Origin of the sequence: Azospirillum himalayense (assembly GCF_042657465.1) — a bacterium.
GTDB lineage: Bacteria > Pseudomonadota > Alphaproteobacteria > Azospirillales > Azospirillaceae > Azospirillum > Azospirillum himalayense.
In genome coordinates this window covers 88,913-112,969 of the sequence record NZ_JBHSLC010000096.1, presented here as the reverse complement: position 1 = coordinate 112,969, position 24,057 = coordinate 88,913, and the positions used below count along the sequence as shown (strand labels likewise).

Below are 24,057 nucleotides of genomic sequence, written 5' to 3'. Positions count from 1 at the left end.
CCCCCGGCGGCGGGCCGCCGGGAGCGAAGCATCAAAACAAAACACACCCATGGAGCGAAGCGTCATGACCATCCGCATGCCGGGCGCCGTGAAGGGCGTCCTGACCGCCGCCGTTCTCGCTACGGCCTCCCTCGCCGCCACCCCGTCGCTGGCCGAGATCAAGGGACTGGAGATCATCGCCCCGGCGAGCCCCGGCGGCGGCTGGGACCAGCACGCCCGCACCCTCCAGCAGGTTCTCCAGGACCAGAAGCTGGCTTCCAACATCCAGGTCGTGAACATCCCTGGCGCCGGCGGCACGGTCGGCCTCGCCCAGTTCGTCACCGCCAAGAAGCGCTCGCCGACGATCCTGGTCGGCGGCCAGATCATGCTGGGCGCCATCGTCACCAACAAGTCGGCGGTGACGCTCGATCAGGTGACCCCGCTGGCCCGGCTGACCGGTGAATACACGGCCATCGTCGTTCCCCCGGATTCGCCCATCAAGACCTTCGGCGACCTGATCCAGAAGTTCAAGGCGGACCCCGGCTCGGTCTCCTGGGGCGGCGGCTCGGCGGGCGGCAGCGACCAGATCCTGGCCGGCCTGATCGCCAAGTCGGTCGGCGTCGATCCGAACAAGGTCAATTACGTCGCCACCGCGGGCGGCGGCGAGCTGCTGGCCTCCGCGCTCGGCGGTCATGTCACGCTCGGCATGGGCGGCTACAGCGAGTTCGCCCCGCAGTTCCAGGCGGGCAAGCTGCGCGCCATCGCCGTCTCCGCCCCGCAGCGCCTGCCGGGCTCCGACACGCCGACCATGAAGGAGCAGGGCGTCGACCTGGAGTTCGTGAACTGGCGCGGCGTCTTCGCCCAGTCCTCCGCCAAGCCGGCCGAGCTGAAGGAACTCCAGGAGGCCGTCGCCAAGGCCGTCGCCAGCGACGAGTGGAAGCAGGCCGTGAAGCAGCGCGGCTGGATCGATCTCTACCAGCCCTCCGCCGAGTTCGCCTCCTTCCTGAAGCAGGAGCGCGCGCAGATCGAGGGCACGCTGAAGGACATCGGCCTCGTGAAGTAAGGACCGAACCAAGGTGGGCGCGGTCGCCGCGCCCACCGGTCCGCAAGAAACAGTCTGGGAGGATGAAGCGATGACCACCGGTCGGAGCATGCGCGCCGGAGAGGCGGTGCTGGGCGGCGGGCTGATCGCCCTTGGGGGCTTGATCGCGGTCGAGACCATGCTGACCCCGAGCGTCGGCCGGGCGGTGGTCGGTCCCGCCCTGTTCCCCTACCTGATCTCGGGCGGCCTCGTCCTGGTCGGCCTGTCGCTGCTGCGCGAGGCCTTCGCCGGGGCCGTCGCCCATGCCGAGGGGCTGGAACTGGACCTCTGGGCGGTGGCGCTGGTCGCGGCGGGGCTGGCCGTCCAGTTCCTGCTGCTGGACACGCTGGGCTGGATCCCCTCCACCACCATCCTGTTCGCCGCGGTTTCCCGCGCCTTCGGCGGCCGGCGGCTGATGGTCAATCTCGCCATCGGGCTGGCGCTCGCCGCCTTCACCTTCGTGGCCTTCAATTACGGGCTCGGCCTGAACCTGCCCGAGGGCAGCATCCTCGAACGGCTCACGTCCCCCGACGCCGAATAAGAACGCCGGAAAGCCCCGCTTCGGGCCCCCGCTTCGGGAAGGAAACTGCACAATGGACACCCTTGCCGCCCTGGGCCACGGCTTCCTCGTGGCGCTGACGCCCTACAACCTTCTGTGGTCGGCGATCGGCGTGACGGTGGGCACCGCGGTCGGCGTGCTGCCCGGCATCGGCCCGGCGCTGACCGTGGCCCTGCTGCTGCCGGTCACCTACGGGCTGGAGCCGACCTCCGCCTTCATCATGTTCGCCGGCATCTATTACGGCGCGATGTACGGCGGCTCGACGACCTCGATCCTCCTGAACGCTCCGGGCGAGTCCGGCAGCATCGTCACCGCCATCGACGGCCACGCCATGGCCCGCCAAGGCCGCGGCGCCCAGGCGCTGGCGACCGCCGCCATCGGCTCCTTCATCGCCGGCACCATCGCCACCGCGGCGCTGACCTTCGTCGCCCCGCTGATGGTCAAGATGGCCCTGCTGTTCGGTCCGGCGGAGTATTTCGCGCTGATGGTGCTGGCGCTGACCACCGTCACCGCCGTCCTGGGCAGCTCGCTGGCCCGCGGTCTGGCGAGCCTGTTCCTCGGTCTGGCGCTGGGTCTGGTCGGCATCGACATGCAGACCGGTCAGGCGCGGCTGGCCTTCGGCGTGCCGGAGCTGCTCGACGGTATCGACACGGTTGTGGTCGCGGTCGGCCTGTTCGCGGTCGGCGAGACGCTCTACGTCGCCTCCCGGCACCGCTTCGAAACGGAGGAGATCTACGCGCTCAAGGGCTCCAAATGGATGAGCCGCGAAGACTGGTCGCGCTCCTGGAAGCCATGGCTGCGCGGCACGCTGCTGGGCTTCCCCATCGGCACCCTGCCGGCGGGTGGCAGCGAGATCCCGACCTTCCTGTCCTATCTGGTCGAGAAGCGTCTGGCGAAGAAGCCGGAGGAGTTCGGCAAGGGCGCCATCGAGGCCGTCGCCGGCCCGGAGGCCGCCAACAACGCGTCGGCCGCCGGCGTGCTGGCGCCGCTGCTGTCGCTCGGCCTGCCGACCTCGGCGACCGCCGCGATCATGCTGGCCGCCTTCCAGCAGTACGGCCTCCAGCCCGGCCCGACGCTGTTCGACAACAACCCGGAGCTGGTCTGGGGCATGATCGCCAGCCTCTACATCGGCAACGTGCTTCTGCTGGTTCTGAACCTGCCGCTGGTCGGCTTCTGGGTGAAGCTGCTGCTGATCCCGCGGCCCTGGCTGTACGCCGGCATCCTGGTCTTCTCGTCGCTGGGCGCCTACACGCTGAACAACAACGTCATCGATCTGGTCATCCTGTGGGTGATCGGGCTGCTCGGCTTCGGCATGCGCGTGCTGAACGTGCCGGTGGCGCCCTGTGTGGTCGGGCTGATCCTGGGGCCTCTGGCCGAACAGCAGTTCCGCCGCGCGCTGGCGATCAGCCAGGGCGACCCGTCGGTCTTCCTGACCCACCCGATCTCGGCGGCCCTGCTGGTCATCGCGGCCCTGCTGGTGATCGGCCCGATGGTCCTGCGCTACCGGAGCAACGGGACGGGCAAGGGCGCGGGCAAGGGCGGCAGCGCCTCCCCGTCCGGCACCCATCCCGCGACGTAAGACCGCCATTCCTCGAAGGACTTTTCCATGGAAAGCGTCGATCTCTGGTCCCAGCTCGCCGCCTTGGGACAGGTCATCGCCATCGACCTCGTGCTGGCCGGCGACAACGCCATCGTGGTCGGCATGGCCGCCGCCGCCGTGCCGCTGGCGCAGCGCCGCAAAGTGATCTTCTGGGGCATCGGCGCCGCCATCGTCCTGCGCATCTTCTTCGCGCTGATCACCACGCAGCTTCTCGCCATCATCGGGCTGACGCTGGCCGGCGGCGTGCTGCTGCTCTGGGTCTGCTGGAAGATGTACCGCGAGCTGCGCTCCCACGGGACGGACGAGGTGGCGCCCGACGAGGCCATGGACGCTCCGGACACGCCGGCGGGGGTGTCCGGAAACACCGCCGCCGGTGCCGCGGTCGGCGGCGTCACGGTGGGTGCCGCCATCTGGCAGATCGTCGTCGCCGACGTGTCGATGTCGCTCGACAACGTGCTGGCGGTGGCCGGCGCCGCCAAGGACCACCCCACCATCCTGGTCATCGGCCTCCTGCTGTCCGTCGTGCTGATGGGGGCGGCGGCCAACATGATCGCGCATGTGCTGCACAAGCACCGCTGGGTCGGCTGGGTCGGTCTCCTCATCATCACCTATGTGGCGCTCGACATGATCTGGCGCGGCAGCAACGAAGTCCTCATGCACACCTCCTGGCTATCGTGACGGAGCGAATCCGATGATCAAGAAGGTTCTCGTTCCCCTGACCGGGCGGCCGCTGGACCGCCGCGCCATCGCCACGGCCTTTCTGCTCGCCGGCCGCTTCCGCGCCCATGTGGAGGGGTTGAGCGTCATGCCGCAGGTCGAAATCCGCACCTCCGTGGAAAGCGTCGCGATCCCCAAGGCGCTGGTCGAGCAGCTCATCCGCATCGGGCAGGAGGATCAGGCGCGGGTGGTCGACTCCGCCCACGAGCTGTTCGAGGAGTTCCGCAGCCGCTTCGGCGCCGCGGAGGCGGACAGTCTGACCGGCGGCGGCGCGGGCGCGGACGGTCCGACCGCCTCCTGGCAGCAGGCGACGGGCCCGCTGGCCGAGACCCTGGCGGAGGAGGCGCGGCTCGCCGATCTGGTGGTGATCGCCCAGACCTCCGACAGGACCAACGCCATGGGGCCGGCCATCGAGGCGACCCTGTTCGGCTCGGGCCGCCCCTTGCTGCTGGCGCCGGCGGCCGAACCGGCGTCGGTCGGGTCCGCGGTCGCCGTGGCCTGGGACGGCGGGGCCGCGGCCTCGCGGGCGGTCGCGGCGGCACTGCCGCTTCTGCAGCGCGCCGGCAAGGCGGTCATCCTGTCGGCGGAGGTCGCCGATCCCGGACGCACCGCCGATCCCGACCGCCTGTCGGCCTATCTGGCGCTGCACGGCGTCGCGGCGTCGATCCGCCGGGTCGCGGCGCCGGGCCGCGCGGTCGGTCGGGCCTTGCAGGAGACGGCGGCGGAGGCCGGCTGCGACCTGCTGGTGATGGGCGCCTACGGCCACAGCCGGGTCCGTGAACGGGTGTGGGGCGGCGTGACGCTCGACATGCTGCGCGAACCGCCCGCCATTCCCATCTTCATGGCGCACTGATTTGTGCATTACGGTGCCCCGGCACCGGGAGACGGACCATGCGCATACTCGTCGTCGAGGACACCGAGGATCTGGCCGACGCCATCGTCCACCGGCTGCGCAAGCTGGGCTACGCCGTCGACTGGGCGCCGACCGGGGACGAGGCGGAGGAGCTGCTGCGCCAGGAGGCGTACCAGCTCGTCCTGCTCGACATCATGCTGCCGGGGGTGGACGGGCAGACTCTGCTGAACCGCCTGCGCCAGCGCCGCGACGCCACGCCGGTGCTGGTGATGACCGCCCGCTCCCAGGTGAATGTGCGGGTCGACCTGCTCGACCTCGGCGCCGACGACTTCATCGTGAAGCCCTTCGACCTGCGGGAGCTGGAGGCCCGCTGCCGCGCCCTGCTGCGCCGCTCGCACGGGCTCGCCTCCTCGCGCACGCAGTTCGGCAATCTGGTCTTCGACGCCGCCGCCAAGAAGGTGCTGGTCGACGGCCGGCCCGTCGATCTCGGCGGCCGCGAGTTCCGCCTCCTGGAGCTGTTCCTCAGCAACCTGAACACCGTCCTGTCCAAGGAGGACCTGATGGACCGGCTGTTCAGCCTCGACCAGCCCACCGCGCTGAACGCCATCGAGTTGTATGTCTCCCGCCTCCGGCGCAAGCTGGAGGGCGCGTCGGTGGAGATCCGGACGGTTCGGGGGCTGGGGTATGTGGCGGAAGTGTGTGCCGAAGGCTGAAGGATTCTCGCTGCGGCGGCGGCTGTTCATCCGGCTGCTCGGCGTGCTGGCCGTCCTGACCGCCGGGCTGTTCCTGTTCATCAGCGCCTACGCCCAGCGCGCCGCCGACGCCGCCTTCGACCGGCTGCTGATGGCGTCGGCCCTGTCGATCTCCGACACGGTGCGGGTGGAGGACGGGCGCTTCTCCGTCGACCTGCCCTATTCCTCGCTGGGCATCCTGGCCCAGGCTCGGCGCGACCGCGTGTTCTACCGGATCACCGCCCCGGACGGCGAGCTGGTCACCGGCTACCACGACCTGCCGGTGGCACCCGCCAAGGCCGGGGTCGCCGGCACGGCCGGCAGCGACTCCGCCACCCGGTTCGAAAACGCCACCTTTCGCGGCATGCCGGTGCGGGTCGCCGTCCTGAAGCGGTTCGCGGCACAGCCGGACCTCAGTGGCTGGGTCACCATCGCCGTCGCCCAGACGCGGGAGGAGCGCGGGGCGCTGGCCCGCGACATCCTGGCGAACGCCTTCCTTCCCATCGCCTTTACCGTCGTCGCGGCGGGCGGGCTGATCTGGTTCGGGGTGCGGCAGGCGCTGGCCCCGCTGGGCTCGCTGGAGCGGATGATCCGCGAGCGGCAGCCGCACGACTTCTCCCCCATCGCCATGCCGCCGCCGCAGGAGGTCTCGCAGCTCGTCCAGGCGATCAACCAGCTCATGGCGCGTCTCCAATCCAACCTCGACACCATGCAGACCTTCCTGGCCGACGCCGCCCATCAGATCCGCACGCCGCTGGCCAGCCTGCGCCTGCAGGCCGAACTCGCCATCGACGAGGACGATCCCGACGCTCTCCACCGCATCGCCCAGCGCGTGCACCGCAACGCGGTGGAAGCCAGCCAGCTCACCAGCCAGCTCCTCAACCACGCCATGGTGATCCACCGCAGCGAGGCGCTGAAGCCGGAGGACGTCGATCTCGGCGCGCTGCTGGAGCAGGTCTTCCAGCGCGCCCGCGCGGTGGCCGGCGACACGGCGATCCGCCTGGACATCGACCGTGCGGCGGAGCCGGCCACCGTCCCCGGCGACGCCATCAGCCTGCGCGAAGCGCTGACCAACCTGCTCGACAACGCGGTGAAATACGCCGGCCCGTCCGGCCCCATCGACCTGACGCTGACCCCCCGGCCAAACGGGCGGGGCCTGCGCGTGGAGATCGCCGACCGCGGCCCCGGCGTGCCGGACGCCGAGAAGCGCCGCGTGCTGGAGCGCTTCGGGCGTGGCAGCTCCGCCGCCGGGGTGGCGGGCAGCGGCCTCGGCCTCGCCATCGTCAACTCGGTGGTGGAGGCGCACGGGGCGGAGTTCGCGCTGCTCGACCACCCCGGCGGCGGGCTGATCGCGCGCATCGATTTCCCGGCGGCGGACGGCATCGCCGCGCCGGCGGGAGGGGCCGCGCGGGCGCTGTTTCCCCTGCTGGTCCTCTGCGCCCTGCTTTGGTCCCCTTGGGCGCAGGCGGCGCAGGCGGCGCAGCTCATCACCTACCCCGCACCCGGCGGCGAGCGGGAGCGGCTGCGCATCCATTCGGCCACCGACCGGCAGGCCATCGAGCCGCTGGTTCTCGACTTCCAGCGGCTCCACCCCGACGTCACCATCGACTACAAGGATATGGACACCGCCGACCTCTACGCCGAGGCGGTGGCCGTTCCGGCCAAGGAAGGCGCGGCGGAGACGCCCGACCTGCTCATCAGCTCCGCCTCCGACCTGCAGGTGAAGCTGGTCAACGACGGCCACACCCAGCCCCACCGCTCCGCCCTGACCGACGCTCTGCCGGATTGGGCGAACTGGCGGGACGAGGCGTTCGGCTTCACCTTCGAGCCGGCGGTGATCGCCTACAACCGCGCCCTGCTGCCGGACGCCCAGGTGCCGCGCACGCGTCCGGCGCTGATCCGGCTGCTGCGCGACGACCCGGCGCGCTTCAGCCGGCGCGTCGCCACCTACGACACCGCCACCAGCGGCATCGGCTATCTGCTGGCCTCCCACGACGCCCTGCTGTTCGGCCAGTATTGGCAGCTCGTCGCGATGATGGGCAACGCCCAGGCACGGCTGGCCTGCTGCTCCGGCGACATCCTCGACCTGGTGGAGCGGGGCGAGGTGCTGATCGCCTACAACGTCCTCGGCTCCTACGCACGGGCACGGGCGGCGGCGGGGGCGCCCATCGGCATCGTGGTGCCGGAGGATTACACGCTGGTCATCTCCCGCGTCGCGGTGATCCCCCGGACGGCGCCCCGGCCGCAACTCGCCGGGCGGTTCATCGACTATCTGCTGTCGCCGCGCGGACAGGAGGTGGTGGCCGACCGTTCCGCCCTCTACGCCATCTCCTCCGGCATCAAACGGGAGGCGTCGGCGTCGGGCCTGCGCTCCAGCACGGCGGCGCCGCTGCATCCCATTGCCCTCAGTCCGGCCCTGCTGGTCTTCCTCGACCGGCTGAAGCGGGAGCGCTTCCTCCAGCAATGGCAGTCGGCGATCCTGCTGCCCTGAGCCGGAGCAAGCCCCACATCCCGACACGCCCTCCGATGAGAATCGACGCTCCACGCCCATCCGTTTGCGGATTCGCAAAGGCGGCGCCGTGCCGCTTCCCTAGCCTGCGGGGACGGCCCGCCCTCTGTTCTGCCCCCACCCTACACCTCTGCCCCATGTCCGCGGGCCGAACCACGGACGAGCATGATGAGCGTTTCCACCACCGAACCGCAAACCGCCTCCCAGCCCGCGGAACCCGCGCGCAAGAACGGCCTCTACGCCAAGCACAGCAAGATCTATCCGAAGTCGGTCGCCGGCACCTTCCGCCGGCTGAAATGGCTGACGCTGATTTGTCTGCTCAGCCTCTATTACCTCACCCCCTGGATTCGCTGGGACCGCGGCCCCAGCGCGCCCGATCAGGCGGTGCTGGTGGATATGCCGGGCCGCCGCCTGTATTTCTTCTTCATCGAGCTGTGGCCGCAGCAGGTCTATTACCTGACCGGCGCGCTGATTCTGGGAGCCATCGGCCTGTTCCTGGCGACCGCGCTGGCCGGCCGCGTCTGGTGCGGCTACGCCTGCCCGCAGACGGTGTGGAGCGACCTGTTCCTGTGGGTGGAGCGCCGGATCGAGGGCGACCGCGGCGACCGCATCCGCCTCGACAACGCCCCCTGGTCGCCGGCCAAGCTGGGCAAGAAGGCGGCCAAGCACGCCGCGTGGCTGCTGATCGCATTGCTGACCGGCGGGGCCTGGGTCTTCTACTTCAACGACGCTCCGACCCTGGCGCTGGAGATGCTGCGGTTCGAGGCGTCCTCGTCCGTGCTGCTGTTCATCGGGCTGTTCACCGCGACCACCTATCTGCTGGCCGGTCACGCGCGCGAGCAGGTGTGCATCTACATGTGCCCCTGGCCGCGCTTCCAGGCGGCGATGCAGGACGAGGACAGCCTGACCGTCACCTATGAGGACTGGCGCGGCGAGGGCCGCGGCCACCTGAAGCGGTCGCAAAGCTGGGAGGAGCGCAAGGCGAAGGGGCTGGGCGATTGCATCGATTGCGGGGCCTGCGTCCATGTCTGCCCGACCGGGGTGGACATCCGCAACGGCCCGCAGCTCGCCTGCATCGGCTGCGGCCTGTGCGTGGACGCCTGCAACGATGTGATGGCGAAGATCGGGCGGCCCGGCGATCTGGTCCGCTTCGATTCCCTCAACGCTCAGATCGCGCGGGCCAACGGCGCCAAGCCGGCCTTCAAGCCGGTCCGTCCGCGCACGATCATCTACACCCTTCTGCTGACCGTCGTCGGCGGGATGATGGCCGCCGGGCTGGTGCTGAAGCCGAAGGTGGACGTGAACATCCTGCGCGACCGCGCGCCGCTGTTCGTCACCCTGTCCAACGGCGACATCCAGAACGCCTACACGGTCAAGGTGCTGAACATGACGCGGGAAGCCCAGAGCTACCGCCTGTCCGTCACCGGGCTTCCCGGCGCCGTCCTGTCGGTGGCCGGCGGCGAGGGCGAGGCGGCGGAAGGCTCGGTCCTGGTCCAGGCCGATCCCGACAGCGTGGCGACCCACCGCGTGCTGGTGCGCGTGCCGAAGGAGGCGCCGCGCCAGCCCTCGACCCCCGCGGCCTTCGTCGTCACCCGCCAGCCGGACGGGCTGACCGTCCAGCACGAGACCGTCTTCCTCGGTCCCTAACCCCGTTTCTCTCTTCCATCGAAGGAGATCGCGCCATGAACTTCGACACCACCACCTACATCGCCCTGGCCGGTGCCGTCAGCGTGTTCGTCGTGACCATCGGGGTCTTCGCCTTCCTGCTGACCCGCAAGGGCAAGTGAAGGCGTCCGTTTCGAAAGCGGGCGTCCGCTCCCCAGGCGCCCGCTTTCCATCGGGGGTGAGGTTGCCTGCCGCGCTGGACCTGTTGCATAACGGCGTTCGGTGGGAGATCCCCCAAGAACGGCGTCGTGAAGGGGCCATCGATGGAAGTGCTGACGTTCTCGCCGGAGGATTTCTCCCATGAGCTTCTCTCGCTCGAGGTCGCCAAGCTCATCAAGGACGAGACCCCGCCGGCCGAACCGCTCACCTTCCACGCCTATTGGGACGGCGAGCTGAACGAGAAGCACCTCATTTCAGTGAAAAGCTGCCATCTGTTCAACGCGCGCGGCAACGGGAACAGGATCATCGTCTGGACCCAGAACGGCGTCGACAACGACTGTTTGAGCGAAATCGGAAAATACGCCGAGATACGCGCCTTTTCCGAGCGTGACGAGTGCCGCGGCACCTTTCTTGAGGGAAACAATTTCGGGCGGTCGATCGACGCGTCCTTCTATTCCGACATCGTCCGCTACATCCTGCTCTACAAATACGGCGGCGTCTGGTTCGACCTCGACTGCCTGTTCCTGAGAAGCGTCACACCGCTCCTGAACCAGTTTCCCGGCAAGATCCTGGCCTACCGATGGGAGCGGCAGAGCTATCCCAACGGCGCGCTCTACATCTCCCCCACGCCGCGGTCGGAGGCGATGAAGGGCAACATCGAATTCATCCGGGAGCGGGGACGCGGCTGGGGTTTCCAGCAGGCCGGCCTAGTGTATGACACGCCGATGGACATCCTGGTGCTGCCATGCCCCTGGTTCGACGCCGGGTGGATCGACAATCCGGTGCTTCACTTCAACGACTTCATGAAGGCGTCGCCGGTCGCATACGACCTCAACAGCTTCTTTCCCGGCGCCTTTTGCTTCCACTGGCACAACAAGTGGTTCGACGCCATCGAGCCGTCGAGCCCGATGGATCGGCTTGCCCGCGACATCGACCGCCGGCTGTCCGTCGGGCGCTGAGCGCCGCCGCGATCTTCGTTGACCGACCCTGTTGAAGCCCCGACGCAGGATGGAGCGGGGATTCACCATGACCACCACGCTGACGGGAAGCGCCGACCGCCTGGAGGCGGGCGGCTGGGCGGCCAGCAGCAACGTCTGGAATCCGGGCGACTACCGCAACGGCAAGGATTTCACGCAGTCAATCGCCATCAACGAGGCGACCTCTCCGAACGGAACGGTGATCAGCTGGAGCTGGCCCTACGACAGCCGGCGCGCCCTGACCTACGAGAATTATCCGGTGCGCGCCTACCCGGAGTTGACGCACGGCGTCAACCCGTGGAATGGAGCGCCATCCACCAGCGCGGTCCTGCCGGCTCGGATCGCCGACCTGCCGAATTTCGACGTGACCTACAAGGTGGGGCTGACCGGCGCGCCGAACCTCTACAACGTCGCCGTCAGCCTGTGGATCGGCGACGACCCGAAAAAGGGGATCGAAGGGGTGACCGACGAGGTGATGGTATGGCTGCACAGCGGCTACTTCACCCCCGCCGGGGAGCCGGTCGCCATGCTGACCGACGCGCAAGGCGACGCCACCCTGTGGAACAAGCCGGTGTTCAGCGGCGGGGTGGACGGCAACCCGATCGACTGGGAGTACACGGTCCTGCAATACGGCGACGACCGGCTGGCCGGGACGCTGGACCTGGATAAGATGCTGGACGAGCTTCAGACCCGCGGCATCGTCAGCGAGACGGACTGGATTCTTGGCTTCCAGTTCGGCGCGGAGGTGGCGGCGGGCGCCGGGTCGATGACGATCGATCAGTTGGCGGTGGATTTCACGGCGCCTCCAGCACCGGTCCTGACTCCGGCTCCGGCCCCGGTAACGGTTTCAACACCGCCGGAGCCGATGATCGCGGTGCTGCCGTCGGTGTAGGGGTGAGCGGCCGTGCCGGCCCCCCACCCCCACGTCCCGGCCGATCAGCCGGCCAGCGACTTGCCGGCGGCGCCCAGATCGGCGAAGGCCTCGTCCAGGCGGCGGACCATGCCCTGCTCGCCCAGGCGCAGCCACTTGCGCGGGTCGTACAGCTTCTTCAGCGGCTTGCCCGACTGCGGGTCGATCTGATGGCGGAAGGCCGCCTCGTTCTCCAGCACGAAGCCGCCGATGGACTCGGCGAAGGCGAACTGGGTGTCGGTGTCGATGTTCATCTTGAACACGCCGAAGCCGACCGCCTGGGCGATCTTTTCCTTCTCCGACCCCGAACCGCCGTGGAACACCAGCGCCAGCGGCTTGGCGCCGCCGCCGTGACGCTCGGCCACCAGGGCCTGCGAGGCGCCGAGGATCTCCGGGCGCAGCTTGACGTTGCCCGGGGCGTAGACGCCGTGCACGTTGCCGAAGGAGGCCGCGACCGAGAAGTGGCCGATGGGCGACAGCTCCTCATAGGCGCGCAGCACGTCTTCCGGCTGGGTGTAGAGGTGGGCGTTGTTGGCGGCGTCCAGGTCCTCCGACCCGATGCCGTCCTCCTCGCCGCCGGTCACGCCCAGCTCGATCTCCAGGCTCATGCCCAGCGGGGCGAGGCGCTTGAGGACGCGGGCGCATTCCGACAGGTTGAAGTCCAGCGACTCCTCCGACAGGTCGAGCATGTGCGAGCTGAACAGCGGCCGGCCGGTGCGGCGGAAATGCTCCTCGCCGTGGCCGATCATGCCCTCGACCCAGGGGATCAGGCCCTTGTTCGCGTGGTCGGTGTGCAGGACGACGCAGACGCCGTACTGCTCGGCCAGCAGATGGACGTGCTGGGCCGCCGACACGGCGCCGAGGATGCGCGCCTGGAGCGCGTCCTTCATGCCCTCGCCGGCGTAGAAGCGGGCGCCGCCGTTCGACAGCTGCACGATCACGTCGGAGCGGTTCTTCGCCGCCGCCTCGAGGACGGCGTTGATGCCGTTGGTGCCGACCACGTTGACCGCCGGCAGAGCATAACCGCCGTCCTGGCAGGCGGCGATCAGCGCACGGTAGTCCTCTCCGGTCACGACGCCGGGCTTCAGTCGGGTCGGGGCAGACATGGGTGAATTCCTCCCTCGGAAAAATACTGCCTTGAAACTTTGGTTCGAACTTCGGTTCAAACGTCGGTTCGATCGTTCGGTCAAGCCCCATATGGGCATGGGACCGGCGAACGCCACGCGCTCTTTTTGCCACTTCCCGCGCCGGAACGCTGCAAAAGACTTGCCGCGAAAGTCGCCCCGGGCCTGTGACGAAAAGACCCGCGGCATCCCGCAGGACAGCCAGAGAAGGAAACCGGGACCATGGACGCTCACTGTGTCTGGGAGGCGGGCGCAAGGCTCGGCGAGGGGCCGGTCTGGTCGCCGTCGCGCAACGCCCTGTTCGCCGTGGACATCCACGGGTCGCGCCTGCTGCGCTACAGCCCCGCCGACGACCGGGGCCGCGACTGGCCGCTGGAGGACGCCGCCTGCTGGCTGGTCGAGCGGGCGGACGGCGGCTTCGTCGCCGGGCTGCGCTCGCGCCGACTGGTCAGCCTGACGCTCGATGGCGACCGGCTCTCGATGGGGCCCGAACTGCTGCGGCTGGAGGAGGACGTGCCCGGCAACCGGCTGAACGACGCCATGGCCGACGCGGCGGGCCGGCTGTGGGTGGGCAGCATGGACGACGCGGAGCAGAAGGCCTCCGGCGCGCTGTACCGCGTCGGGCCGGACGGCCGCGCGGAGCGGGTGGACGAGGGCTACACGGTCAGCAACGGCCCCGCCCTGTCCCCGGACGGGCGGACGCTCTACCACACCGACAGCCCGTCCCGGACCATCTTCGCCTTTGCCCTGGCCGGGGACGGCACCCTGTCCGGCAAGCGCGTCCACATCCGCTTCGGCGAGGAGGACGGCTATCCCGACGGCATGACCTGCGACGCCGAGGGCCATCTCTGGGTCGCCCACTGGAGCGGCGGGCGGGTCAGCCGCTTCCGGCCGGACGGGGCGCTGGACCGGGTGGTGCGTCTGCCGGTGTCCAACGTCACCTCCTGCGCCTTCGGCGGGCCGGGGCTGGACCGGCTGTTCATCACCACCGCTGCCCAGGATGCGCCGGACGGAGAACCGCTGGCCGGCGGGCTGTTCGCCTGCACGCCCGGCGTCGTCGGGCTGGCGCCGGGACGGTTCGGCGCCCCCTGAACAGGCTGCGAGTCTTGCCAGCGGATTTGATATACTAGTATAACTTTGACGCTGAACAGCAGCCGTCACCGCATGGCGAAAGGATCGCGCGCCGCCGTGGCGAGCCCTTCGGCCAAGTGATAGATCTGTGCGGACACCGCAGCGCAACCGGCGCCACCGGGGCGGCGGCGTCCGCAACCGTGCCGAAGCCGTTCTCCCACAAGGGAAAAAGGGCTTTAGCGGGTGCAGCAAACTGCTTTACAGTTGCACGCCGATCTTTCCTCGACGGTTCCACCTTCGCACAGCCGGAGCGACCCACGATGACCACCGACGCCGCCCTCCATTCCACCGCTCCGGTCAGCGACACCGAAACCGGCACCGACACCGGCACCGACGACAAGGATTTCCCGCTGCGCGAGGACATCCGCCTGCTCGGCCGCCTGCTCGGCGACACGGTGCGCGAGCAGGAGGGCGACGGCGTCTACGGCGTCATCGAGAGCGTGCGCCAGGCGTCGGTCCGCTTCAACCGCGACGACGACGATTCCGCCCGCCGCGAGATGGCCGAGATCCTGAACGGCCTGCCGCGCGACACGATGATGTCGGTGGTGCGCGCCTTCTCCTACTTCCTGCACCTCGCCAACATCGCCGAGGACCAGCACCACATCCGGCGCACCCGCGACCACGCCATCGCCGGCTCGCCGGCGCGCGAAGGCACCCTGCCCTACGCGCTGGAGCGGCTGGAGGCCGCCGGCGTCGGGTCGGACCGGCTGGCCGGCGTGCTGGACATCGCCCAGGTCAGCCCGGTGCTGACCGCCCACCCGACCGAGGTCCAGCGCAAGAGCATCCTCGCGCTGGAGCACAAGGTGGCGTCCCTGCTGGACACCCGCGACCGCTCGCGCCTGACGCCGGAGGAGGCGGAGGCCAACATGGACGCGCTCCAGGAGGCCATCCTGACCCTGTGGCGCACCCGCATGCTCCGCCCGCAGCGCCTCGCCGTGATCGACGAGGTGAAGAACGGCATCTCCTACTACACCGACACCTTCTTCTCCGAGCTGCCGAAGCTGTTCTGCCGCTTCGAGGATCTGCTGGCCAAGCGCTTCCCCGACCGGGAGTGGTCGCTGCCGCCCTATTTCCGCATCGGTTCCTGGATCGGCGGCGACCGCGACGGCAACCCCTTCGTCACCGCACCGATCCTGCGCGAGGCGATGCGCCTGCAATCGACCGCCGCGCTCGACCACTATCTGACCGAGATCCACGAGCTGGGCGGCGAGCTGCCGCTGTCCGAGCTGCTGCTCGGCACATCGCCGGAACTGGAGGAGCTGGCCAAGCGCTCGCCCGACCATTCGCCGCACCGCGCCGACGAACCGTTCCGCCGCGCCCTGACCGGCATCTACGCCCGTCTGGCGGCGACCTCGCGCACGCTCGACCAGCATGAGGCGCTGCGCAACGCGGTCGGCAAGGGCGACCCCTACGCCACCAGCGCCGAGCTGCTGGCCGACCTGGAGGTGCTGGCCGCCTCGCTGAAGGCCCACGGGGCGGGCCGTCTGGCCGCCGGGCGGCTGCGCCGCCTGATCATCGCGGTGAAGACCTTCGGCTTCCATCTGGCGCCCATCGACCTGCGCCAGAACTCCGACGTGCACCAGCGCACGGTGGCGGAACTGCTGGCCGTCGCCGGCCGCTGCGCCGACTACGCCGCCCTGTCGGAGGACGAGCGCATCGCCCTGCTGGCCGAGGAAATCCAGAGTCCGCGCCCGCTCCACTCGCCCTACCACGATTATTCGGAGGAGACGGCGGGCGAGCTGGCGATCTTCTTCGCCGCCCGCCAGCTGCGCGAGACCTACGGGCCCGCCGCCCTGCCGAACAGCATCATCTCCAAGACGGACGGCGCGTCCGACCTGCTGGAGGTGGCGCTTCTGCTGAAGGAATCCGGCCTGCTGCGGCCGGGGGCGGGGGGCGAGCCGGCGCTCGGCCTCAACATCGTCCCGCTGTTCGAGACCATCGAGGATCTCCGGCAGGCCCCGGCGACGATGGAGCGGCTGTTCACCCTGCCCGCCTACCGCGCCCTGGTCACCTCGCGCGGGGACGAGCAGGAGGTGATGCTCGGCTATTCGGACAGCAACAAGGACGGCGGTTTCCTGACCTCGGGCTGGGAGCTGTACAAGGCGGAGATCGAGCTGGCGAAGCTGTTCGACCGCCACGGCGTGCGCATGCGGCTGTTCCACGGCCGCGGCGGCTCGGTCGGCCGCGGTGGCGGCCCCAGCTATCAGGCCATCCTGGCCCAGCCGACCGGCGCGGTGTCCGGCCAGATCCGCATCACCGAGCAGGGCGAGGTCATCGCCTCGAAGTACGGCCGCCCCGAGGTCGGGCAGCGCAACCTGGAGGTCCTGACCGCGGCGACGCTGGAGGCCACCCTGCTCGACCTGGAGAACCGCGTCGAGCCGGCGGAATCCTTCTACGCGGCGATGGAGCGGCTGTCGGAGCTGGCCTTCGGCGCCTACCGCGGGCTGGTCTACGAGACGCCGGGCTTCACCCAGTATTTCCGCACAGCCACGCCGATTTCGGAAATCGCCACGCTGAACATCGGCAGCCGCCCGGCCTCGCGCACCAAGTCGGACCGCATCGAGGATCTGCGCGCCATTCCCTGGGTCTTCTCCTGGGCGCAGTGCCGCCTGATGCTGCCGGGCTGGTACGGCTTCGGCAGCGCCGTGGAGGCGTGGCTGAAGGAGGAGCCGGACGGGCTGGCCCTGCTCCAGCGCATGAACCGCGCCTGGCCCTTCTTCAAGTCGCTGCTGTCCAACATGGACATGGTGCTGGCCAAGAGCGACCTCGCCATCGCCTCGCGCTACGCCGAGCTGGTGGAGGACGTCGAGCTGCGCGAGCGCATCTTCGGCCGCATCCGCGAGGAGTGGCAGCGCACCCGCCGTCATCTGCTGGCCATTGCCGGCCATGACGAGCTGCTGGGCGAGAACCCGCTGCTGGCGCGGTCGATCCGCAACCGCTTCCCCTACATGGACCCGCTGAACCACGTCCAGGTCGAGCTTCTGCGGCGTCACCGCGCCGGCAGCAGCGACGAGCGGGTGCGGCGCGGCATCCTGATGTCGATCAACGGCGTCGCCGCCGGCCTGCGCAACAGCGGCTGACCTCTACGATTGCGGCTTCCGTCCCGTCGCTCCGACGGGACGGGGGCGGGAGCGGCGAAACCATGGGCCGGCATCGAAAATGGATTGCCACCCACGATTTTCCCGCTTGCTTTCATATTAATATATTAGTATGCTTCTCTTGTGTTCAGGCGTTGTGGGCCGCCGTTGCGGTGGCCGGTGCGACGTCCTGGACGTTTCCTCCCTAGACTCGAAGGCCATCGGGGTCCACCCCGGTGGCCTTTTTTCTGCGCACGCTTTGGCTGCGGAGCCTGTTGTCCCCGGTGGGAGGAAAGGAGGTTCCCATGCATCCGATCCCGCGCGACACCAGCCCGGACAGCCCGCCGGCTCTGCTGTCGATGCGGCGCCGGACCCGGCCGGTCGCGCTTCCCCGACGCGCACATTGACAATCCATACAATCACGGGTCTTATGTCTGGAAGGGAGCGCCCCGCCTCCCTACAAGGATCGCCATGCCGCCGCTTCCCGCCCCCCAAACCGCTTCCCAAGCCGCCTCTCAAGCCGCCTCTCAAGCCGCCTCTCAAGCCATCGACTGGGTGCCTTCCCTGGAGGACCGCAGCCGGCCCGTCTACATCGCCATCGCGGACGCCATCGCGGCGGACATCGGGGCGGGGCGGCTGAGGCCCGGCGACCGGCTGCCGCCGCAGCGGATTCTGGCCGACCGGCTGGGCATCGACTTCACCACCGTCAGCCGCGCCTATGGGGAGGCACGCCACCGCGGGCTGGTCGACGCGCGGGTCGGGCAGGGAACCTTCGTGCGCAAGACGGGCCATGTCCTCCCGCCCTTCGCCGCGGAGCCGCACACCACCGTTGGGACGGTGCCGCTGGCCGTCAGCATGGCGATGAACCAGCCGCCGCAGCCGGAGGAATCCGCCGCCCTGACCGCCCGCATGACCCGCGGAATCGCCGCGGCCACCGCGGCCCTGGGACTGCCGGACCTGCTGCGCTACCCCGACGGGGCCGACAGCCCGGACGACCGCGAGTCGGCGGTCCATTGGCTGCGCCATCGCCTGCCCGGCCTGACGGCGGAGCGGGTGCTGGTGGCGCCGGGCACGCAGGCCGCCCTGCTCGCCCTGCTCTCCGCCCTGGCCCGGCCCGGCGACACGGTCTGCGCGGAGGCGCTGACCTATCCCGGCTTCCGCGCCGCCGCGGCGCAGCTCGGGCTGCGGGTGGTCGGCGTTCCGATGGACGCGGACGGCATCGACCCCGACGCGCTGCGCGCCACCCTGGCCGAGCACCGGCCCAAGGCGCTCTATTGCATCCCGACCTTCCACAACCCAACCACCGCGACCATGCCGGAGGAGCGGCGGCGGGCGGTCGCCGCGGTGATGCGCGACCACAACGTGCCGATCATCGAGGACGACATCTACGGCCCGCTGCCGGAAACGGCGCCGCCGCCGCTGGCCGCCTTCGCGCCGGAGCTGACCTACCACGTCGCCGGGCTTGCCAAATGCGTGTCCCCGGCGCTGCGCATCGCCTATGTGACGGCGCCCGACGCCCGGCAGGCCCGCCGGGTGGCGGTGGCGCAGCGGGCGACCACGCTGATCGCCGCCCCTCTGTCCGCCGCCATCGCCCGTCTGTGGATCGCCGACGGCACCGCGGAGGCCGTGCGCGACGCCATCCGGACGGAGGCCATGGCCCGCCGGGCGCTCGCCGAATCGCTCTTGCCGGCGGAACGGATCGTCACCAAGCGGGAGGCCTTCCATCTCTGGCTCACCCTGCCGGACGGATGGACCGGCGGGGAGTTCACCGCCCACCTGCGCAGCCGGGGCATCTCGGCGGTGGCCGCGGAGGCTTTCGCCACCACCCCGGACGTGCCCGCGGCGCTGCGCTTCTGCCTGGGCGCCCCGCTGGACCGCGACGAGACCCGCCGCGCGCTGGAGATCCTGGCCGACGCCCTGGTCCTGCCCCCCGCCACCGCGGGCGTCATCATCTGAGGCCCATCAAAGCCTGCTTCAGAGTGTCGCATTGCTGGGATCGACCCCCGAAGAATCAGGATTTTCCATACACAGCCTCCATTGAATGCATTCAATCGCGCTTGCGAAGTCGGCGATTGAAGGCATACAGTCGGCGCCATGCCGCAGGCCACCGCTCGGGTGGTGCGGATGTTTGCGCAGAGGCACGCCATGCAGAATCTCGCCCGCTCGTCCAGCCTTCCCCCGCCGCCCTCCGCTCCGGCCCCGTTCTACGCTTCGCACCAGAAGATCTACCCGAAGGCGGCGCGCGGCCGGTTCCGCCGCATCAAGTCGGCGCTGATGGTGGGCCTGCTGGCGCTGTTCATGCTGCTGCCCTGGCTGCGCTGGGACCGCGGGGCCGGCCTGCCGAACCAAGCAATCTTGTTCGATCTGGACAGCCAACGCTTCTACCTGTTCGCCCTCGAACTCTGGCCGCAGCACATCTACTACCTGACGGGCGCGATGATCCTGGCGGCGGTCGGCCTGTTCCTGGCGACCGCGCTCGCCGGCCGCGTCTGGTGCGGCTACACCTGCCCGCAGACGGTGTGGACCGACCTCTACGTGAAGGTGGAGGAGTGGATCGAAGGCGACCGCGGCGCCCGCATCCGGCTGGACAAGGGCCCGCGGGACGCCGGCTGGCTGGCCAAGAAGACGGCCAAGCATGCGGTCTGGCTGCTGATCGCCCTGGCGACCGGGGCCTCCGCCCTCTTCTACTTCGTGGACGCGCCGGGCTACGTCGCGGACCTGCTGCGCTTTCAGCCGGGACCGGTGGCGACCGGCTGGATCCTGTTCATGACCGCCTGCACCTACGCCATGGCCGGCTTCATGCGGGAGCAGATGTGCGTCTATGTCTGCCCCTGGCCGCGCATCCAGGCCGCCCTGCTGGACGATGAGAGCCTCACCGTCACCTACCAGGACTGGCGCGGCGACGGCCGGGCGCCGCTGCGCAAGGAGCAGAGCTGGGCGGAGCGCTCCGCCGAGGGGCTGGGCGACTGCATTGACTGCAAGGCCTGCGTCCAGGTCTGCCCGACCGGCATCGACATCCGCGACGGCCTGCAGATGGACTGCATCAGCTGCGGCCTGTGCATCGACGCCTGCGACGACGTGATGGGCCGCATCGGGCGCCCCGGCGGGCTGATCCGCTACGACACCCAGTCCGCCCAGGAGGCAAAGGCCGTGGCCCGCAAGCCGGAGCCCTACCGGCTGGTCCGCCCGCGCACCATCATCTACTCGCTGGTGATGCTGGTGGTCGGCGGGATGATGACGCTCGGCGTGCTGCTGGAGCCGACGGTGGACGTCTCCGTCCTGCGCGACCGGGCGCCGCTCTACGTCACCCTGTCCGACGGCGCGATCCAGAACAGCTACACGGTCAAGATCTCCAACATGACCCGCGCCCCGCAGGACTACCGCCTGACGGTCTCCGGCCCCCGCGGCGCCACGGTGACGGCGGTTGGTAGCGGGGCAGTCGGTGGCGGGAATGCCGATGGCGCGGCGCCGGTGCTGGGCGCCGAGCCCGACACGGTGCAGACCCATCGCGTCCATGTCCGCGCCCCGGCGGGCGCCGCAGCGGCCGGCTCCATGCCGCTGACCCTCACCCTGACCCGCCTGTCGGACGGGGTGGTCCATCAGGCCGAGACGGTGTTCCTCGCCCCCTGATGCGGTTCAAAGGGGACCGTCGCGGTCGCGGCGGTCCCGCGGGGCGGTGTGGCCGATGATGGCGCTGAAGCCGAACAGCAGAAGCAGGACGCCCATCACGATCTCGATCCCGCAGATCAGCCGCACCGCCCCCGTCACCGGGTGGATGTCGCCGTAGCCGACCGTGGCGAAGGTCACCAGCGAGAAGTACAGCCCCTCCGGAAAGGTCAGGTCGCGGCGCACGCCGTCGATGATGAAGTTCGGCTCCACCATGAAGCGGTCGAGGATGGTGTAGAAGGCGCCGAACATGATGATGCACAGCGAATAGAAGGTCAGGAAGGCGAAGGCCGGCAGCACCAGCCGGGCCGCCTGCTGGAAGAAACCCTCGAACAGCAGCCCGGCGTCGAGCAGGAAGACGGCGATGTCGCGGGCAACGAGGGCGACGACGACTCCGATGGCGGTCATCGACAGCAGGAAGATCGCCGTCAGCGTCTCCGGCGACACCTCCCGCCCCGGCAGCAGGAAGGTCAGCGCGCCGATGACCCAGACCGGGGCCATCCACAGGAAGATGCGGTCGAAATGCCCGCCGTCGCGCAGCCGCCGCGACATCACGATGCTGCGGATCGCGTCGGCCCGCCACCAAGCCCCCCCAGGAAAGCGATCAGCGGGATCGCGAAGGCGGCGGCCTGGATGTGCGACGGGATGCTGTGGAAGTTGCTTTCCAGGAAGAAGACGAAGACGCAGGCGTAGACGCCGATGAAGTTCGCCAGGGCCAGGCTGAAGAACTGGCTGCCCGGAAACAGATAGTGGAAGGCCCCGACGACGAGGCCGACCGACCCCAGCAGGGCGAAGGCCAGATCGCCCGACACCGAGCGGATGGACAGGGCGATCATCCCCTGCATCAGCGCGGTCAGCACCGCGCCGGTCAGCCAGGACCGGCGCGCGCGCGGCCGGGACGTATGGGCGGGGCCGGCGGCCTTGCTGGAGCGGCGGTCGGGGAGGATCTGGTCCATGCGCGAAGCGGTTGTCGGTGGTGCCCACCTTATAGCGCCACCGCCGGTCCCGATGGCAGGACTTTCAACCGCCCTCCCCCAACGGGCTCTATGGCGGGCCTACCAGCCGCCCGTGCTCAGCCAGCGCTCCACCATGTCCAGCCGGTCCCAGCCCCAGAAGGGTTCGTCGTCAACGATCACGAAGGGGGAGCCGAAGACGCCGCGATCCACCGCCGCGTCGTTCTCGGCGCGCAGGCGGTCTTTGACGGTCTGGTCCTGAAGGGCCGCGGCCACCGCTGCCCGGTCGTGGCCGAGCGTGCCGGCGATCTCCACCACCGTTTCGGCGGGGCCGATGTCGCGCCCCTCCCCCCAATGCGCGTGATAGAGGGTGCGGGCCAGCAGCTTCGCCTGCTCGGGATGCTCGTCGGTCAGCCAGTAGAAGGCGCGCGACGCGGCGACGCTGTTGGCGGGGGCCGAGTCGGGGTAGGTGAAGGGCGCGTTGGTCAGCCGGGCGATCCGGCCCACGTCATGGACCAGATACTCGCCGCGCAACGGCTGTTGAAGGTTCGGCTTCATCCCCGTCACCTTGAAGATGGCGCCCAGCAGGATCGGGCGCCACGTGACGGTGCGGCCATGCGCCGCAGCCAGCTCCTCGATGCGGCGGCTGGCGAAATAGCCATAGGGCGAGGCGAAGTCGAAGTAGAAATCGATGGGGTCGGCCATCCGCGCATCCTCCCGGTTCTGCTTTTCCGGAAAGGCTAGCGCGCGCCGAAGGTTCCGTCCAGCCGCCGACAGCTGGACGGTAGTCAGACCGTCTTCACCTTGGCGTCGAAGACGTAGCCCGCGCCGCGCTCGGTCTTGATGATCCGCGGCTCCTTCGGATTCGCCTCGATCTTGCGGCGCAGGCGCAGGATCAGCACGTCGATGGAGCGGTCGAACACCTCCGCCCCGTCGGCGCGGGTCAGGTCCAGAAGCTGGTCGCGGGTCAGCACGCGTTGCGGGCGCTTCACGAAGGCGGCGAGCAGGCCGAACTCCGCCTTGGTCAGCTCCACCTCGCGCCCTTCCTGGCTGCGCAGGCGCTGGGCGGTCAGGTCCAGTTCCCAGTTGGCGAACTGCACCACGGCACGCAGGTCGTCGGGGCTGCGCGGAGGACGTCCCTCGCCGGAGACGCGGCGCAGCACGGCCTTGATGCGGGCCAATAATTCGCGCGGGTTGAACGGCTTGGTCAGGTAGTCGTCGGCGCCCAGCTCCAGCCCGACGATGCGGTCCACGTCCTGGTCCTTCGACGACAGGATGATGACGGGAATGTGCGATTCGGTGCGGATCTGGCGGACCAGCCCCAGCCCGTCGCCGTCGGGAAGCCGCAGGTCGCAGACCACCAGATCGACGGGATCGCTCTCCAACGCCTTCTTCGCCGCGGCCGTGTCCGGTGCGGTGGTCACGCGGTAGCCTTCCGAAGCCAGATAGGACTCCAGAAGTTCGCGCACCGGCTCGTCATCATCGACCGCGAGAATATGCATGGCCGTTACCTCCCGCTCTCTTCATAGCTCACCGCCATGGGTGCACGCAATCGGTTACAAGCCCGTAACAGGCACTCGTCGCACGACCGATGGGTGAATCGGCTGAAACATCCTGCCGTGCGATCGAAACGAAAAAGCCGGTTTCCTGAAATCACGCGGTCATCACAGGTTGGTTTATTCCTCTCAGCCGCGAGGCGAAAGGCAAAAGCCCGCACCCAAGGGGAACAACGATGCTCGTGCTCGACCAGTGCCTGGAACGGATGGCCCATCTCGACCGCGCCGACCGTCTGCTGAACGAGGTGCGCGTCTACAACAACCGGATGCCGATCCGCGAAGCGTTGGCCCAGCACCGCGCGCTTCTGACCGAAGCCCGCCGTCACATCGAGTCGGCGCGCACGCTGGTCGGCGAGCCATGAGCCGGAGACGCGAAACGCTCAACAGCGTGCGGTGACCTCGATCTCGATCCGCATGCGCGGGTCGGCCAGCGGGCAGACCATGGTCGTGCCGATGGGTGGACGGTCGCGGAACTCCTCCGCCAGGATCGGCTGAACCCGAGGGAAATCGGCGGCGTCCGCCAGATAGACCCGCATCCGCACCACATCCGACAAATCCGCCGCCGACCGCCGCAGCGTCCGGCGGATGTTGCGCAGAGTCTGGCGCGCCTGCTCCTCCACGTCGCCGGCCATCGACCGGCGCTCCGCATCGAAGCCGGAAGTGCCGGACACGAACACCCATCGCCGGTCCGGAGCGCCCGCACCGACCCTTACAAGAGCCCGCGCACAGCCTTCCCACCCGCCATCGGGTGTTCCACCGGCCACACCGTCGGCTCCGCTCCCGCCAAGATCCATGGCGCTTCCATCCCTT

21 protein-coding genes are annotated in these 24,057 nt (G+C 69.5%); 15 read left to right on the top strand and 6 right to left on the bottom strand.

The annotated features are described in order from the left end of the window. Positions 1-64: 64 nt before the first annotated feature. The 10 genes from ACFPMG_RS27325 (at position 65) to ACFPMG_RS27280 (ending at position 11,722) form a co-directional block, all read left to right on the top strand. Positions 65-1,042 carry a Bug family tripartite tricarboxylate transporter substrate binding protein gene (locus ACFPMG_RS27325; protein ID WP_376998359.1) on the top strand — a complete coding sequence of 326 codons (978 nt, stop codon included), beginning with the start codon at positions 65-67 and terminating at the stop codon, positions 1,040-1,042. Between the two features lie 70 nt (positions 1,043-1,112). Then, positions 1,113-1,601: a tripartite tricarboxylate transporter TctB family protein gene (locus ACFPMG_RS27320; protein ID WP_376998358.1), complete on the top strand. Its 489-nt coding sequence runs from the start codon at positions 1,113-1,115 to the stop codon at positions 1,599-1,601. 52 nt (positions 1,602-1,653) lie between these two features. Next, the gene (locus ACFPMG_RS27315; protein ID WP_376998357.1) at positions 1,654-3,198 is read left to right on the top strand and encodes a tripartite tricarboxylate transporter permease; all 1,545 of its coding nucleotides are present in this window, start codon (positions 1,654-1,656) and stop codon (positions 3,196-3,198) included. A 27-nt stretch (positions 3,199-3,225) separates the two neighbouring features. Continuing rightward, complete coding sequence (locus tag ACFPMG_RS27310) at positions 3,226-3,897, top strand: TerC family protein (RefSeq protein ID WP_376998356.1); 672 nt, start codon at positions 3,226-3,228, stop codon at positions 3,895-3,897. Between the two features lie 13 nt (positions 3,898-3,910). Beyond that, positions 3,911-4,789 carry a universal stress protein gene (locus ACFPMG_RS27305; RefSeq protein ID WP_376998355.1) on the top strand — a complete coding sequence of 293 codons (879 nt, stop codon included), beginning with the start codon at positions 3,911-3,913 and terminating at the stop codon, positions 4,787-4,789. 38 nt (positions 4,790-4,827) lie between these two features. Continuing rightward, entirely contained in the window at positions 4,828-5,502 is a 675-nt protein-coding gene (locus ACFPMG_RS27300) for a response regulator transcription factor (RefSeq protein WP_014200002.1), read from the top strand. Further along, the gene (locus tag ACFPMG_RS27295) at positions 5,489-8,011 is read left to right on the top strand and encodes a sensor histidine kinase (RefSeq protein ID WP_376998354.1); all 2,523 of its coding nucleotides are present in this window, start codon (positions 5,489-5,491) and stop codon (positions 8,009-8,011) included. Before ACFPMG_RS27300 ends, ACFPMG_RS27295 begins: the two co-directional genes overlap by 14 nt. A gap of 186 nt (positions 8,012-8,197) precedes the next feature. Next, positions 8,198-9,676, top strand: coding sequence for a cytochrome c oxidase accessory protein CcoG (ccoG, locus tag ACFPMG_RS27290; protein ID WP_376998428.1), 1,479 nt, complete (start codon positions 8,198-8,200; stop codon positions 9,674-9,676). A gap of 281 nt (positions 9,677-9,957) precedes the next feature. Then, the gene (locus tag ACFPMG_RS27285; RefSeq protein ID WP_376998353.1) at positions 9,958-10,812 is read left to right on the top strand and encodes a glycosyltransferase; all 855 of its coding nucleotides are present in this window, start codon (positions 9,958-9,960) and stop codon (positions 10,810-10,812) included. Positions 10,813-10,879: 67 nt separating this feature from the next. Further along, positions 10,880-11,722: a GH12 family glycosyl hydrolase domain-containing protein gene (locus tag ACFPMG_RS27280; protein WP_376998352.1), complete on the top strand. Its 843-nt coding sequence runs from the start codon at positions 10,880-10,882 to the stop codon at positions 11,720-11,722. Between the two features lie 44 nt (positions 11,723-11,766). Here the strand turns inward: ACFPMG_RS27280 and fbaA are convergent, their stop codons facing one another. Continuing rightward, positions 11,767-12,846, bottom strand: a complete 1,080-nt coding sequence (fbaA, locus tag ACFPMG_RS27275; protein ID WP_040138070.1) for a class II fructose-bisphosphate aldolase — start codon at positions 12,844-12,846, stop codon at positions 11,767-11,769. Positions 12,847-13,086: 240 nt separating this feature from the next. On the opposite strand from fbaA, the gene ACFPMG_RS27270 reads away from it, so the two are divergent. The 4 genes from ACFPMG_RS27270 (at position 13,087) to ccoG (ACFPMG_RS27255) (ending at position 20,702) form a co-directional block, all read left to right on the top strand. Next, positions 13,087-13,956 (top strand): SMP-30/gluconolactonase/LRE family protein, encoded by an 870-nt coding sequence (locus tag ACFPMG_RS27270; RefSeq protein WP_376998351.1) that lies wholly within the window; start codon positions 13,087-13,089, stop codon positions 13,954-13,956. A 299-nt stretch (positions 13,957-14,255) separates the two neighbouring features. Next, complete coding sequence (ppc, locus tag ACFPMG_RS27265; protein ID WP_376998350.1) at positions 14,256-17,075, top strand: phosphoenolpyruvate carboxylase; 2,820 nt, start codon at positions 14,256-14,258, stop codon at positions 17,073-17,075. Positions 17,076-17,543: 468 nt separating this feature from the next. Continuing rightward, positions 17,544-19,028 (top strand): aminotransferase-like domain-containing protein, encoded by a 1,485-nt coding sequence (locus tag ACFPMG_RS27260; protein ID WP_376998349.1) that lies wholly within the window; start codon positions 17,544-17,546, stop codon positions 19,026-19,028. Positions 19,029-19,217: 189 nt separating this feature from the next. Then, a complete protein-coding gene (gene ccoG, locus ACFPMG_RS27255) occupies positions 19,218-20,702 on the top strand; it encodes a cytochrome c oxidase accessory protein CcoG (RefSeq protein ID WP_376998348.1) in 1,485 nt (494 codons plus the stop codon). 6 nt (positions 20,703-20,708) lie between these two features. On the opposite strand, the gene ACFPMG_RS27250 is transcribed toward ccoG (ACFPMG_RS27255), so the two are convergent. From ACFPMG_RS27250 to ACFPMG_RS27235, 4 genes are all read right to left on the bottom strand, one after another. After that, positions 20,709-21,290 (bottom strand): potassium channel family protein, encoded by a 582-nt coding sequence (locus ACFPMG_RS27250; protein WP_376998347.1) that lies wholly within the window; start codon positions 21,288-21,290, stop codon positions 20,709-20,711. Next, positions 21,290-21,694, bottom strand: a complete 405-nt coding sequence (locus ACFPMG_RS27245) for a hypothetical protein (protein WP_376998346.1) — start codon at positions 21,692-21,694, stop codon at positions 21,290-21,292. Before ACFPMG_RS27245 ends, ACFPMG_RS27250 begins: the two co-directional genes overlap by 1 nt. Positions 21,695-21,793: 99 nt before the next feature. Next, positions 21,794-22,396, bottom strand: a complete 603-nt coding sequence (locus ACFPMG_RS27240) for a 2-hydroxychromene-2-carboxylate isomerase (RefSeq protein ID WP_014199879.1) — start codon at positions 22,394-22,396, stop codon at positions 21,794-21,796. 83 nt (positions 22,397-22,479) lie between these two features. Continuing rightward, positions 22,480-23,193: a response regulator gene (locus tag ACFPMG_RS27235; protein ID WP_014199880.1), complete on the bottom strand. Its 714-nt coding sequence runs from the start codon at positions 23,191-23,193 to the stop codon at positions 22,480-22,482. A 230-nt stretch (positions 23,194-23,423) separates the two neighbouring features. Here ACFPMG_RS27235 and ACFPMG_RS27230 point away from each other — a divergent pair, with 230 nt between their 5' ends. Next, positions 23,424-23,609 (top strand): hypothetical protein, encoded by a 186-nt coding sequence (locus ACFPMG_RS27230; RefSeq protein WP_376998345.1) that lies wholly within the window; start codon positions 23,424-23,426, stop codon positions 23,607-23,609. Positions 23,610-23,627: 18 nt separating this feature from the next. On the opposite strand, the gene ACFPMG_RS27225 is transcribed toward ACFPMG_RS27230, so the two are convergent. Further along, positions 23,628-24,041: a Rid family hydrolase gene (locus ACFPMG_RS27225; protein WP_376998344.1), complete on the bottom strand. Its 414-nt coding sequence runs from the start codon at positions 24,039-24,041 to the stop codon at positions 23,628-23,630. Between the last annotated feature and the right edge of the window lie 16 nt (positions 24,042-24,057).